This window comes from Sphingomonas sp. AC449 (genome assembly GCF_979253475.1).
In genome coordinates this window covers 24,304-38,547 of sequence record NZ_CEEDCZ010000006.1, presented here as the reverse complement: position 1 = coordinate 38,547, position 14,244 = coordinate 24,304, and the positions used below count along the sequence as shown (strand labels likewise).

At 56.6% G+C, this 14,244-nt stretch carries 11 protein-coding genes and 1 tRNA gene; 9 read left to right on the top strand and 3 right to left on the bottom strand.

The window, feature by feature from the left end; all coding sequences use genetic code 11:
- Nucleotides 1–123: 123 nt before the first annotated feature.
- Nucleotides 124–2,421 carry a beta-glucosidase gene (locus tag AC0CH3_RS11630; RefSeq protein ID WP_465237947.1) on the bottom strand — a complete coding sequence of 766 codons (2,298 nt, stop codon included), beginning with the start codon at nucleotides 2,419–2,421 and terminating at the stop codon, nucleotides 124–126.
- Between the two features lie 182 nt (nucleotides 2,422–2,603).
- On the opposite strand from AC0CH3_RS11630, the gene AC0CH3_RS11625 reads away from it, so the two are divergent.
- From AC0CH3_RS11625 to AC0CH3_RS11585, 9 genes are all read left to right on the top strand, one after another.
- The gene (locus AC0CH3_RS11625; protein ID WP_354303803.1) at nucleotides 2,604–3,845 is read left to right on the top strand and encodes an MFS transporter; all 1,242 of its coding nucleotides are present in this window, start codon (nucleotides 2,604–2,606) and stop codon (nucleotides 3,843–3,845) included.
- A gap of 4 nt (nucleotides 3,846–3,849) precedes the next feature.
- Nucleotides 3,850–4,869 carry a LacI family DNA-binding transcriptional regulator gene (locus AC0CH3_RS11620; RefSeq protein WP_354303801.1) on the top strand — a complete coding sequence of 340 codons (1,020 nt, stop codon included), beginning with the start codon at nucleotides 3,850–3,852 and terminating at the stop codon, nucleotides 4,867–4,869.
- A 312-nt stretch (nucleotides 4,870–5,181) separates the two neighbouring features.
- The gene (locus AC0CH3_RS11615) at nucleotides 5,182–6,366 is read left to right on the top strand and encodes a tyrosine-type recombinase/integrase (protein WP_465237919.1); all 1,185 of its coding nucleotides are present in this window, start codon (nucleotides 5,182–5,184) and stop codon (nucleotides 6,364–6,366) included.
- 185 nt (nucleotides 6,367–6,551) lie between these two features.
- Nucleotides 6,552–6,743, top strand: coding sequence for a helix-turn-helix transcriptional regulator (locus tag AC0CH3_RS11610; RefSeq protein ID WP_414711876.1), 192 nt, complete (start codon nucleotides 6,552–6,554; stop codon nucleotides 6,741–6,743).
- Entirely contained in the window at nucleotides 6,743–7,084 is a 342-nt protein-coding gene (locus AC0CH3_RS11605; protein WP_465237918.1) for a hypothetical protein, read from the top strand. The genes AC0CH3_RS11610 and AC0CH3_RS11605 overlap by 1 nt, the downstream gene beginning before the upstream one ends.
- 573 nt (nucleotides 7,085–7,657) lie before the next feature.
- Nucleotides 7,658–8,968: a hypothetical protein gene (locus tag AC0CH3_RS11600; protein ID WP_465237917.1), complete on the top strand. Its 1,311-nt coding sequence runs from the start codon at nucleotides 7,658–7,660 to the stop codon at nucleotides 8,966–8,968.
- A 506-nt stretch (nucleotides 8,969–9,474) separates the two neighbouring features.
- Complete coding sequence (locus AC0CH3_RS11595; protein ID WP_465237916.1) at nucleotides 9,475–10,026, top strand: M15 family metallopeptidase; 552 nt, start codon at nucleotides 9,475–9,477, stop codon at nucleotides 10,024–10,026.
- Between the two features lie 20 nt (nucleotides 10,027–10,046).
- Complete coding sequence (locus tag AC0CH3_RS11590) at nucleotides 10,047–11,102, top strand: hypothetical protein (protein WP_465237915.1); 1,056 nt, start codon at nucleotides 10,047–10,049, stop codon at nucleotides 11,100–11,102.
- 226 nt (nucleotides 11,103–11,328) lie between these two features.
- Nucleotides 11,329–12,003 carry a recombinase family protein gene (locus tag AC0CH3_RS11585; RefSeq protein WP_465237914.1) on the top strand — a complete coding sequence of 225 codons (675 nt, stop codon included), beginning with the start codon at nucleotides 11,329–11,331 and terminating at the stop codon, nucleotides 12,001–12,003.
- Nucleotides 12,004–12,140: 137 nt separating this feature from the next.
- Here the strand turns inward: AC0CH3_RS11585 and AC0CH3_RS11580 are convergent, their stop codons facing one another.
- Nucleotides 12,141–13,982 (bottom strand): NACHT domain-containing protein, encoded by a 1,842-nt coding sequence (locus AC0CH3_RS11580; RefSeq protein ID WP_465237913.1) that lies wholly within the window; start codon nucleotides 13,980–13,982, stop codon nucleotides 12,141–12,143.
- 166 nt (nucleotides 13,983–14,148) lie between these two features.
- Nucleotides 14,149–14,239: transfer RNA gene (locus AC0CH3_RS11575), tRNA-Ser, on the bottom strand.
- Between the last annotated feature and the right edge of the window lie 5 nt (nucleotides 14,240–14,244).

Here is a 14,244-nt window from a genome sequence, read left to right as displayed (position 1 = left end):
CCGGCAAGTCCCTGCCGGCGTGTGACTTTTGGCGGTGTAATCCCGCGTTCCCCGACCGTGCTTTCGCCCGACATCGATGTCAATCAATGCGTGACATCAAGGCCTTTCGCGCGCGGATTTGCCTCAAGGTGTGTCAAATGCAGCACGCGCCGATGCAAGCCGCCGGTCCGTCAGGTTGACCCTGCCCGCCGCGACCATGGTCTGTGCGTCGGTTGCGAGCGTCAGCGCATAGGCGCCGCCCTTGAGGCGCCAGCCGGCGGCTTCCCACCGTGCCAGCGCGCGTGGATCGGCGGTGATCGTCACGGTTCTGGTCTCGCCGGCCGCCAGCGTCTGGCGGGACCAGCCGACCAGCCGCGGTGCGCCGCCGTCCGGCAACGTTGCGTAGAGCTGCGGTACGGCAACGCCCGTCCGCGCGGTCCGGTTGGTAACGGCGAACGTGACGCTGGCGTTGGCGCCGCCCGAGAACCGTGGGTTGCTGATCCGGGTGCTGGCATAGCTCAGCCCGAAGCCGAACGGGAACAGCGGCGAGTCCTTGCGCGTGGCGTACCATCGATACCCGACGTTCGCGCCCTCCTGATAGGTGACGGGATAGGCCGGCAGCAGGCCGGCGTCGCCGGCACCGGCATTGGCGGAGGCATCGTTGCTCGTCGCGCCGGTCGGCGATGTGACCGGGCGGGGGCGAGGAAGCTGCTCGATGGTCCGCGGGAAGCTGATCGGCAGACGACCCGATGCATCGACCTCGCCGAACAAAACGCGCGCGATCGCCTCGCCGCCACGCTGGCCCGGATACCAGGCTTCGACGATCGCCGGCACGCGCGTCGCCCACGGCATCAGGACGGGTCCACCGGTCTCCAGCACGACGATGGTGCGTCGGTTGGCGGCGGCGACCGCGTCGATCACCGCATCCTGGTTATCGGGAAGCGAAAGCGATGGCGCATCCTGCGCCTCGGTCTGCCAGTGCGTTGCAAAGACGATCGCGAGATCGGCGGCGCGCGCCGCCTTCGCGGCGGCGGCGGGGTCGGTGCCGTCGACGAACGTCACCGTCGCGTTGGGGGCCAGCGCCCTGATCGCCCGAAGCGGCGATGACGAATGATAGGTAATTCGCGCGAACGACGCGGCCGCGCCGCTCTTGAGCGGAATCTCGATCGGCACGCCGCCGACCGAGCGAACCTGCGACGAGCCGCCCCCGGACAGCACGCCGACGTCGGCATGCCCGCCAATGACCACGATCGATCGCGCCGTCCTGGCAAGCGGCAACAGACCCTTCTCATTCCTCAGCAGGACGATCCCGGCCTCGGCGGCACGCTGTGCGACCTCGGCGTTCGCGGCATAGTCGATCGGCTGTGCGGACAGGGGCGTGGGATGGTCGTAAAGCCCGCTCGCGATGACGCCGGTCAGGATGCGGCGGACCATGTCGTCGAGCCGTGCCGTCGAGACCCGCCCGGCAGCGACGGCGTCGGCAAGCGGCGTGCCGAAATAGACCTTGGCATCGAGTTCCTGACCCGATTCCTGATCGAGCCCTGCGTTGGCGGCCTTCTCGGTGGAATGGACGGCACCCCAGTCGGACATGACGAACCCCGGATATTTCCAGTCGCCGCGCAGGACGTCGGTCAGCAGACGCTTGTTCTCGCACGCATAGTCACCGTCGATGCGATTGTACGCGCACATGACCGAAGCCGGCTTCCCGTCCGCGATCGCGATCTCGAACGCCAGCAGGTCGCTTTCCCGCAGCGCCGTCGGATCGATCCGCGCGTCGAGCACGGCGCGTCCGGTCTCCTGGCTGTTCAGGACGAAATGCTTGATCGTCGAGACGATATGGTTCGACTGGACGCCCCGGATCGACGCGGCGCCCATCACGCCCGTCAGCAGCGGATCTTCGCCGAGATATTCGAAGTTCCGCCCGTTCCAGGCATCGCGCGTCAGGTTCACGCCGCCGGCCAGCAACACGTTGAAGGTCTTCGCGCGCGCTTCGCTGCCGATCATCGCGCCCCCGGCATAGGCGATGGCGGGATCGAAACTCGCGGCGGTGGCAAGGCTCGCGGGCAGCGCCGTGGCCACATCGCCCTTGCGCTGCTCGACCTGGTTGGCAACGCCCAGCGACGCATCGCTCTCGCGCAACGTCGGTATGCCCAGCCGTGGGACACCGGGCACGTAACCCGCGGACGGGATCATGTCGGCGGTTGCCGGCTTTGCCATCGGCGGGAATATGCCGTGAACATAACGCAGCTTTTCGGCGCTGGTCATCGCCTTCACCAGCGCGTCCGCGCGGTCCGCAGCGGTCCTCGTGGTGTCGCGCCAGATCTCGGCCGTGCGGGCAGCCGGTGCGCCGGCGGTCCTTGACGCCGACGCCTGTGCAGACCCCGCCACCGGCAGCGGCACCGGCAGCGTCTGCGCCGAAAGCGCGATCGGCGCGACGCTCATCAGCGCGCAGGCGATCCGCGGAAATCCGGTGCTCATCCCCGTGCTCATCGTCAATATCCTCCCATGCCGCATCTTCTCGAGCGGCTTGGCGGCGTGATCGCCAACTCCGACATCGATGTCAATGCGAAGCGCGCGGCCATGGTCGCACGTTGCGCAGCCGCGCCGCCTTGCTAGGATGAGGCGTGACCACCATCAGCATGCCCCTTGCGCCCACGCCCAGCGAACAGCGCGCGACGCTGCTGTTCCGGCTCTGTATCGGCGTCTATTTCCTCGGCGGCTTCCTCAACTCGCTCGTCGGGCTGCTCGTCCCCCGGTTGCGGATGATCGAAGGGCTGAACCACACGCGCTCGCTGCTGGTCCAGTCGGCGTTCCATTCGAGCTATCTCCTCTTTGCCGTGCCGATCACCGCGCTGGTCGTGAAGTTCGGCTACATGCGCAGCATCGCAGCCGGGCTGGTCGTCATCGCGCTCGGATGCGGTCTGCTGGCCGTATCGCTCGGGTCGCTCGGCTACACGATGGTTCTGCTCGCGCTCCTCGCGCTCGCGGGCGGCGTTACCTTTCTGCAGATCGCCGCCAACATCGTCGTCCCCGTGGTCGAACCGGTACGCCGCGCCGTCTCGCGACTGACCTTGCTGCAAGGCTTCAACTCGCTTGGTACCGTGCTTGCGTCGCTGGCGGGATCGACGCTGCTGCTCGGGACGGGTCGGCAACGGCCCGGCGCGCTGGCCGAGCACATACGCGTCGTTCTGCCGTTCCTTGCGGTCGCGCTGGTCGCGCTTGCGCTGGCCGCCGCCTTTATCGGCCGACGCGATCTGCTGCGCGCATCCTCGAGCCCGCGTCGCGTGCCGCTCTCGGGGATCGTCGGCGTGCTGTCGAACCGGCGATTGCTGGCGGGTGGCGGCGCGATGTTCGCCTATGTCGGTGCCGAGGTCACGATCGGCACGCTGCTCGTCGAATATCTGGCGATGCCCGGCATCCTGAACGTGTCGCCCGTCGCGGCGGGGCAACTCGTCGGTCTGTACTGGACAGGGGCACTGGTCGGCCGATTGGTGGGCGCGCGCTATCTGACCCGCTACGGCGCGCCGACGATGCTGCTCGGCTGCGCGATCGCCGCCGTCGCGCTCGTGGCGATGGCGATCGGCCTGCACGGGCCGGTGGCCGCCGCGGCGCTGCTCGCAGTCGGGCTGTGCAACGCGATCATGTATCCGACGATCTTTGCGCTCTCGCTGCCCGATGATCATTCCACCGCGACCTATGCCTCGATGCTGTTGTGCATGGTGGTCGTCGGCGGCGCGATCATCCCGTTGCTGACCGGCGTTGTCGCGGACGCGGTCGGCCTGACGATGTCCTTCATGCTCCCGGGCGCATGCTACATCGTCATCGCGGCGTTCGCGTGGTGGCGGCAGCGAACATGGGCTTTGTGATCGGATGACGCCGCCGGTCACGATCAAGGATGTCGCGCGCGCTGCAGGCGTGTCGCCCAAGACCGTTTCGCGCGTGATGAATGCGGAGGCGCATGTCCGCCCGGCGGTACGCGATCATGTCCTGCGCGTCGTCGCGGAACTCGACTATCGCCCGAACGCCTACGCCCGCAGCCTGTCGAGTTCGCGATCCTACCTCATCGGGTTGTTCTTCGACGATCCGGCATCGGGATATGCGGCAGACGTCCAGATCGGCGCGATGGCCCGCTGTCGCCATCATGGCTATCACCTCATCGTCGAACGGATCGACCGCGGCGGCTCGGGCGCGCTCGACGAGGTATCGCGCATGGTGCAAGCCCTGCAACTCGCCGGGGTCATTCTCACCCCGCCGATCTGCGATTGGGCGGAGCTCACCGATCTGCTCGATCAGCGCGGCATCCCGGTGGTGAAGCTGAATGCATCGCGAACCGACACGTCTGCCGCGGTGATCCACATCGACGATTATCAGGCCGCGCGCGATATGACCGATCATCTCATCGCGCTCGGGCACCGCGACATTGCGTTTGTTCAGGGCATAGCGTCACACGATGCGGCGGGCAAAAGGCTCGCGGGCTTCAGCGACGCGATGCGGTGCGCGGGGATCCGCATCAGGGATGACTGGGTCCAGAGCGGTGACTTCAGCTTCCGGTCGGGCATGGCGGCCGGCGACGCGATCCTGTCGACCGACGACCCTCCCAGCGCCGTGTTTGCCGCCAATGACGAGATGGCGCTGGGCGTTCTGGTCAGCGCCGCGCGGAGAAACATCGCAGTCCCCGGGGCGCTGTCCGTCGTCGGCTTCGACGATGCGCCGATTTCGCGGATGGCATGGCCTCAGCTGACGACCATCCACCAGCCCAACGCCGTCCTAGCAAGCGCGGCGATCGATATCCTGACCGACCCCTCGTACAGACAGGCCGACGACCGCGCCGCGCGATCGGTTCAGGTGCCCTATACCTTTATCGCCCGTTCAAGCTCGGGACCGGCTTGACGCGCGGAGACCTTTGGCCAGCGCGCACGGTCTTGCGATGGCCTCAGCCTGCAACTGCATGTTCCGATCATCAGCGGTAATTTACTCGCGCGATGCCTCACCTGCGCGTGCGCAACCTGAAGCGGAGTCCGGCAAGATGTGTCTGCAGCGGGTGGTGGCGGAGCGGGAGGCCGCCATTACATAGTCCAATCCGTTCCAAAGAAATCCGTATAATACCGCGTTATCAATGGCTTATCTCGGTAATGGCGTCCGTTATGTTCCAACAAGAACCGCCTTATTCCTAAAGTTTATGTTGGTCGCTATGTTGGACACATGAGCGGTATCAAGCCCACCGGGCAACATAAAGAAAAGCGCCTATCAGCGCAGACGGTTCGGTCATTGAATCTCCCCGGCCTTCATGGCGACGGCAATGGCCTTTATCTGAAAGTCGATCCTTCGGGAGCCAAGCGGTGGATACAACGGATTGTCATAGAGGGTAAGCGTCGGGACCTAGGAATCGGCCCTCTGTCGCTTGTCAGCCTCGCAGATGCCCGTGAGAAGGCCCTAGAGAACCGAAAGCTTGCCCGGGCAGGTGGCGACCCTCTTGCCGCTAAAAAGCGCTCTATGGAGGTCCTAACGTTCAAGGCCACCGCCGAGAAGGTTCACGAACTATCGAAGCCTAATTGGCGTAATGATAAGCACGGCGACCAGTGGATCAATACACTGACAACTTATGTGTTTCCCTTCTTCGGATCGAAGCGCATTGATACCGTAGGAAGCGCCGACGTGCTTGCGGCGCTGTCCCCTATCTGGAATTCCCACCCTGAAACCGCGCGTCGGGTTAAGCAGCGCGTAGGGTCGGTTTTCAAATGGGCGATGGCAAACGGTTGGCGAACGGACAACCCGGCAGACGCTATTGGAAAGGCTTTGCCTAAGCATGACCGGTCCAAGGTCAAGCATAGGGAAGCGCTGCCATACGACGCCGTAGAGACCGCTATCGGCGAGGTGGCGGCGAGCGAGGCTGGATTGGCTACCAAACTCGCCTTCGAGTTCCTTGTGCTTACTGCCACGCGGTCAGGGGAGACACGCGAGGCCGTGTGGGGCGAGTTCGACTTAGAGAATGCAACTTGGACGATACCTGCGGCGCGCATGAAGGCGAAGAAGCCCCATCGCATCCCCTTGCCGCCGCGGTGCCTTGCGATCCTTGCGGATGCGAAGACATTGAAGCGCGAAAGCGACGACTACGTGTTCCCCGGCACGAAGGACAAGAAACCCCTGTCCGACATGACGCTATCCAAGCTAATGAAGGACCTTGGAATAGCCGCCGTGCCGCACGGCTTCCGGTCCTCTTTCAGAGATTGGGCTGGCGAGCAAACGCACCACCCCCGCGAGGTTATCGAGTTCGCCCTAGCCCACGTTATCAAGGACAAGGCCGAGGCAGCATATGCCCGCTCGGACCTTTTCGAGAAGCGACGGGCGCTCATGAGCGATTGGTCGGATTATTTAAAACGGGGGTAATTGCTGCGCGGAAAGCGAATCTTAAGTTGGACCGTGTTCAGCCCAAGTTGAATTAACAGCTCGCCTACAAATTCTCCTTACTAACCCGCCCACAGTAAAGGAGCCACTAGGCGCAGTTACTAGCTGTTTCCTTCGGTCACGGACCCTCTAAAAGGGTCTGACTGGCAAAGGAGGCCAGCCACAAAATGAATAAACTGTTACGACGTCAACAAGTCATCGACCGCGTGGGACTTAGCCGCTCCACCCTCTACAACTACATGTCAAAGAACCTATTCCCCCGCCCCCTACGAATCGGGGTGCGCGCCGTCGCTTGGAGCGAAGCAGCAATTAACCAATGGATCGCGGACCGCCCATTGTCAGCGGGAGGCATGATTTAATGAGCGACATGCAACAGCTACTCTCTGCCATCCAAAATGGACTGCCGGTCGAACTCGGCAAGCCCCAACCTGTGCAGGACATACAACTTGTTTGGACCCGTAAGCTTGGGGCGTTGCGCGGGAGCGGAGTCCTCGTTGTGACAACCGCTCGCGAGCTAACGACCGAAGGTGGCAACGGCTGGACTGGCCTTGACGGCAAGGACTTGGACATGATCGACGCCGCTATCAGCAACGCCGTTGATGAGGCCGGAGCTACGGGAATGATTGATCGGTTCATTGTCCGTGCCAAGCGGAACGATCGCCCCCTTAGTGATGCCGAGGTTGATCACCTTTTCGATTAACCGACTTGTCCAACAAGACCTTCGGCAGCCCCACCCTTCCAATGGGGTAATGGGCTGCCGCAAGAGGCCCGCCAAGCGCAAGCTCAAGACTTTAGCTGTCCAAGTAGTATAGCGCGGCATGCGCTTCTACGGGGCTGCAAACACGCATCCCGCTGTCCAGCGACGCAGCTCAAAGGCGACACGCTTACTTAGTACTGTGATGATTTGTTTTTCTCGCAGCATTACGATTTAAGCTGCCTAACCAACCATCGAAAATGGTACGGCCTTCCACAGCAGTCGGGATTGTCATCAATCCTGTACTGTTAATATCGCCACGCCCTTAAATCAAAGGGCCTGTAATTTAACGGGCGATTTAACTTTTCGCCTAAATATGCTTAAACGCATTTAAACGACCGGACTACGTCAACCTAAACCGGTAACTACTATGCAACCACCCTCTTTTATAACCTAATTACAAGGACTATTCACTTTATAATGACTAATCAATATTTAAATGTAACGCGTAAGGAGCGCCCAAACGGTAATCAAGGAGTTCGAGATTCAGCTACGGCGGCGCCAAAAGAAGACCGGTTCATGGCTCTTGATACAGAACCCTATTCGTCTAACAGCACCGCATTCACCGAATATCTATCGCTTATAGTTCATGAACAATCTGGCAAAAGATATAGAATAACAATGGAGTTTAGGCAAGCGGTCGGATCAATGATTGGCGATCTATTTGCGAATGCGATCGAGGGCGTTGAGCGTTACGGATACCGGTCAACAGGGCTGCCCACATTCACCGGCATGGCAATCGGTTACAAGCCGTTCAAGACTGTGATGGACGCCATGGAAAGCCTGAACCTTCTAGAGGTTATCCGCGGCGATCGTGGTAGCCTGAAAGGCCGGACCAAGGAACGGGATGCTACCCGGTTCCGTGCCAAGCCCTCCCTATTGGAAATGGCCCTTGGGTACGGAATCACTCCCGGTAATTGGTCATCCCATTTTAGGCAGACGCCACGGCTTGCAAGGATAGCGCACCCGATCCTTCTTCGGTCATGCTCTGCGATAAAGCGGTCGAAGACAAACTACTTCAAAGGATATAAGCTGCCCGGTACGCCGATGAAGGTAGACAAGGACCTTCCCGGCATTCAACGGATGGCCGATCAGGTTCATGATATCAACAGATTCATGGCACGGCAGGAGCTTGGTCTCGGTGACGGCAAGCATCGCTACTTTCAACGTATCTTCGGGCAAGGCGACACGATTGGACAGGACTTCACCAAGGGCGGTCGCCTCTACAGCCCCGGCAAAGACAGCTATCAGCAGATGGCGAGCGACCTTCGCGCCGATATCACCATCAACGGCGAAGCGACGGTAGAGGTCGATATCGGATCAAGCTTCTTGACGATCTATCGCGTTTTGAAGGGCGTTCCGTTCGATCCACAGGCCGATGCTTATGCAGACATTGGTGGCCTGACACGCGGCGTGGCTAAAACCTGGGTTGTGATAACCTTCGGCTATGATCGGTTTCATACCCGCTGGCCTCCACACACCAAGGCCAAATACAAGAAACGATACGACGAGTATCGAACGCCGGAATACGGTACGGGTGACCTACAGAAGGATCATCCTATCGGGCAAACGCATCTGTTGATGCTGGCCGCGTTACCCGAGCTGGTCGATTGGCCTACCAGCGAAATCCGGTGGGGCGACCTGCAATATGTCGAAAGCTGCGCGGTGAGCGATGCCGTCCACACGTTAGCCATGCGATACGGTGTTCCTGCGCTGCCAGTTCATGACTCTATCCGCGTACCGGTGTCTGCACAGGACTTGGCAACGCGGGTACTGTCAGATGCCTTTTACAATCACGTCGGCGTCCGACCGGTAATCAAGGCAAAGTAAGAAAGCGGGGCGTTGCAGCGGTACCAGTTGGACGACAGGCGTCGGCAGTTTCCGATTTACAGGGCCAGCCGGGTACCAGCCGACGCCGATAGGGGCGGGAAATAGGGCGACGTACCTTATCCCGCCCCTTGCTGCTGTATGCAGCTTAAAATCGATTGTAATTCGCCTATTATGTAGAAGCGCTGCCAACGAGCGCAATACCTCCGGGACACGTTGTTAGCCACCTAACATCCGGTTTAGCGGCTCGCATAACCGGGCACACAGGATTACCAGTTTACTTTCTTCTTAGCTTTTAGATTATTTCAAAGCGGGAATATTAATCAATTCTGATCAAGTTACATCTGCGAGCTTAAGAGCTGTACTGTGAGCATACGAATCCCCAAACTTTATTGACTGGATAGATACGTAAGGATGGTTGACCATTCTATTTGGACTTCGACGATTTTAGAGCTAGTCAATATCATCGACGGGTCAAGCGCGACGATTAGGATCGCAATAAAGATCGATTGCCGTTTCTCTTCGAAACGATCATCGTCTCCCAGATTAGTAAGGCGTTCTTTTCGAGTCGAAAGGGCGATACGATGCCATATGGCTTTGGCGTGAACTCAAAAGTTAATTTACAGGGGGTCCACCCCCAGCTCGTTGCTATCGCAAATATGGCAATCGCACTAAGCGAGCAAGACTTTGCCGTTCACGATGGCGTCCGAACGATCGTTGAGCAACAAAAACTCGTAGCCGCTGGCGCCTCCAAGACCCTTGATTCCAAGCATCTTGTCCAGGCGGATGGCTTTGGGCACGCGATTGATCTGGTGCCTTACATAAACGGCAATTTAAGATGGGAATGGGGCCCGGTTTACAAGGTGGCTGCGGCCGTACATCATGCTGCTATTCATATAGGCGTTCCGCTTACATGGGGCGGAGTTTGGGACACGCCATTCGAGCAAATTAGTGGCACACCAGCCGGTCTTGAGGACGCCGTTCACGATTATGTGAAACGACGCACTGCTCTTGGTAAAAAGGCATTTATAGACGGGCCACATTACCAACTAGCATTATAATAACCGGCTAGGTATTTGATATGGTACAGCTTTACGGCGTTGAAAAAGTTCTGCCACTTGTGCCGGCGGTTGGTGGTGTAGTCTTAGTCATTGCCGCTATCTACGCGCGAAGCATATCCGGCGTAATTGGTAACGGCCTTAATAAACTTCATGCCCTTGGCCGGGTCCCGGCTCGCGACAGAGTCGAAGCGATAAAGGTCCTGGAAGTTGGCCTCGACATAGGAAAGGTAGATATCGACGGTTTGGACCCGCAACAGCGGTACGAGCTTGTAAAGGCGACTCTAGAAGAGCGAATGACAAAAGTTCGTCATCGATTTTGGCTATTACTAATAACTGGTCTAATGATGTTTTTATTTGCAACCGGATGGCTGGTTTACTCCTTTGCTTCCCAAACACAGCAGGAGAAACTAGAGCAGGCGATCAAGAGAAATCCATCCGTGTTTGCCGATGTTCTTGCTGAAAAGAGTTATTATAGCACGGACAGCCTTCGCCTTGTTGATGCTCTCGCTGGCGTAACTGGGATAAATACCGCAGATTTAAAAAAAGCAATGGAACAAGCAAAGGTTTTAGACGGCTGCACCGTTCAAGATAACAAGGACTGTAAGGCAACACTCGTTGAACTTAGGCAGCGTGCGCGCGATCGCAAACCACCTTTCAACGAAATCGGGATGTTCGTCACGGTTGGAAAGCCTCGCGATGACCAACCCCGCCGGTTTCAGTTCTACGTTACGGATAGGTTTCCGTTTAAAAATGTACCGGTAGAGGTATTACGCCCTGACGGCAATCGGTCCCTCATACTGTTCCCTAAAGTCGCCATTCACACAAGTCCTATCAGGGGTCTTGTTCATTTAAACGATGAGCAACTAAGCTTCTTATTTAATGATCCTGATTTGTTAAGCGCCCCCAAAGATAACGCATCAACCGGTACACTCGTAGTCAGGCCCGCTACTGATCAACAAAAGCTGGTTGATCCTGCTTGTGCCGAAAAGTGGATTGGTCGCGATCCTCTCTGTGATATCAAAGAGGATGATATCGCTGTTGATAGACTTGCCGAGGCATCAGTCCGACGCTCTTAATTCCACCGAAAGTGTCCGGCAGACGCTCGCTGGACCGATGCCGAGGCGCTTAGCTATGCCGCTAGGACCGATCCCCTTATCACGGACTAAACGGACCGCTGCCACGTCCATAGCCCACACCCCCCCGCCCTCGACGTAATGCACCCGCTTGACAACGAACCTTGCGCCAACCAGCCACCCTGTTACATTAGCTACAACGAACGTTGAAGCAAATGGAACGACTCGCATGGTGACCGCCAAGTACGTAGCGTATTATAGAGTTAGTACAGCTAAGCAGGGTCGCAGCGGCCTTGGCTTCGAAGCTCAACAGTTTGCCGTTCGCACGTTTTTAAACGGCGGATCGTGGGACCTCGTAGGTGAGGTCGTTGAAATCGAATCCGGTAAGCGCTCGGACAATCGCCCACAGCTACAGGAAGCGCTACGGCTATGCAGGGCAATGGGCGCAACGCTCATAGTAGCAAAGCTTGACCGGCTATCACGTGACGCCGCGTTCCTTATGCAACTGCAAAACGCTGGGACGTCGTTCGTAGCGGCAGATATGCCGGGCGCGAATTCCTTCACGGTTGGGGTAATGGCGCTGGTGGCCCAACAGGAGCGCGAAGCGATATCAACTCGAACAAAGGCCGCGCTAGCCGCAGCGAAGACTAGAGGGGTGGCTCTAGGAGGTCTACGAGGCCACACGCTGCCCTCCAAGGCGGCAGCGGCCGCGAGCGCTAAGGTTCGTACTGCGATGGCAGATCAACGCGCGCGTGACGCTCTTGTCTCGGTCGAACAGGCGAAGAGCAACGGGGCCGTATCGCTAAGACAAATAGCTGCCACACTCAACGCCCAAGGTATTACTACGGCGCGCGGTGGCGAATGGACCGCGGCACAGATTAAACGGGTCATAGATAGACTTTAGGTGAACCCGGACCGCAACGTATGCAGCGGCGGAAGGCCAGACAAATTAGTTCTACGCCGCATTGGCCTAGAATATTGACGGCATTCTAGCGAATAGCGTGCGGTTTTCGGGGTTTTTCCCGTATATACCGTAATTGTCTATACCAGTTCTTCGTCTGCCGCGTCGTAGGCTGCAACACGATCAATTAACTCTTGATATGAGTTTTTTACATTAGTACATAGACTTTTCAGGTACTTCGGTGCGTTAGTATGTACCATCCAGTAGTTATCGTCTTCGCTGAAATCGAACCCTGTTCTAGTATGTGTGATACTTGTTACTACACGTTGAGCATCCAGCTTCTTTTCAGGATCAACACGTGATGGCAAGCCCACTAACTCTTCGCGACTTTCAAACAAGAGTCCCGTATTAAAGAACGCGATCATACCTCGTTGGTTATAGCGGTTTAGAGAAAGCAACTGATGCCCTACCGGATTTAGAGCAAATCCATTAATCCTTCCTTCTCGATCAAAGTACAACGTTCCACACGTTAGATTTACGAAGTAGCTCGGATTCGTCGCTGGATCGTGTTTGCCGAGTTCTTGCATGACATGCTGCATAACCGGAACTGTCCAATTTCGCTCCACTAAGCTCGGCGCCATCTCTTTAAGTAACAGTCCGGACGTTTCAGTTTGCCCCCTGTTCATTATAATATCAACGTATTCCTGTACCTTTATCCCCCTATACTCCGCCACAAAGAATGCGGCAAAGTACTCTTGGAATGATCTATGAACAAACGTGAACTCAAGACCATCTTCTTGTATTATGCACACGCTTTCAATTAAGTCTTTCAATACCGCAGATGCTGACGTTGAGCTACCACAGTACTTTATTGCTTTATCGATATATGATATTATTTCGGTTCTTGAGAAAGCGTACTTGTTTTTGGAATAAGTACTAAAAGAGAAGGCCGCAAATATTGCCCGAAACTCATCTACAGTAAGCTTGGTATAGCGCTTACGCTCATATACGCCTTTAGACAGATCGTGCTTAAAGAATAGAGTCTCGAAAGCCTGATCGTAGAATATATGGATTTTATCACTAGAATTGGCAAACTGATCGTATCTTAAAAGCATGATTGTTGCGAGTAGCGGATTTGTTAAGAAGCTTTTATGCTGATCATAAAGGTGGTTAGCTAAGTCCTTCAAGAATTTTGCTTTGATAACATGATCAAAGTCGATCTTCTTAACAACGGCGGTGACTTGCCGCTTGTCTAGAGGAAGGACGTTGAATAGATAGAACGGTCCCCAACCACCAAGACTTGGGTCTTCCCTAGACGAAACAACTAACATGTTTTCGGGGTATTTAACTGGTAGATTCAGAATTTGCCGATGGACACGCTCCCTGTGGTCCGGTTCAACCTCATCTAAACCATCCAATATGATTATAAACATACCACTTGAGATTGCAGACTCAAATTGAGAAAATGATATTTTACTATTTTTTGGTGTAGAGTATTGATACACAAGCTCTTCGATTGTCTTACTATCCGAAAACTCTAACGATCTCATTTCAACAAATATCGGTATCCGCCCCTTGGGATTCTCAAATCGACATAAGGCAAGATACTTCATGAACATAGTTTTTCCAGAACCACCACTGCCCTGAACAATGATGTTTTTAAAGTCCTCCAGCCTTGATATCAATATATCATCAGTGATCTTTCGACTTTTTAAGCCTAATTTTATTGATACATATTGTGCCAATAATTGGACTGGCTCTTCACGGTATATAAGTGTCTTTATTCGATAGCATCTATCGAACGTGGACTGGAGATGGTGAGAAAATCCAGTTCCAAATGCGGCGGACAGTCTTTCTGGCGTCTTTCTTACTTCGCTACCGGCTAATTTAAGTAGCTTCGGGCCCGATGCCGCGAGAGCTTTACCGATTACAGCATTAGCGTCGAAATTCGTAAGCGCTTCAATCAACGTCTTAGCAACCATGCTCGTAACTCCATCCCCAACCAGTGTGCGAAACAACGGCAGCTATTGCAACGGGTGGTGCTGGGTGGATTGGTATCACACCCCGAACAAAATGTTGGCCAATATGTGGGGCAGCATCCACCCCAGCCAGAAATTCCGAGACTTTACAATGGCTTGTATGGGCAGGTGGCGGAGCGGGAGGGATTCGAACCCTCGATACGCTTTTGACGTATACTCACTTTCCAGGCGAGCGCCTTCGACCACTCGGCCACCGCTCCGCATT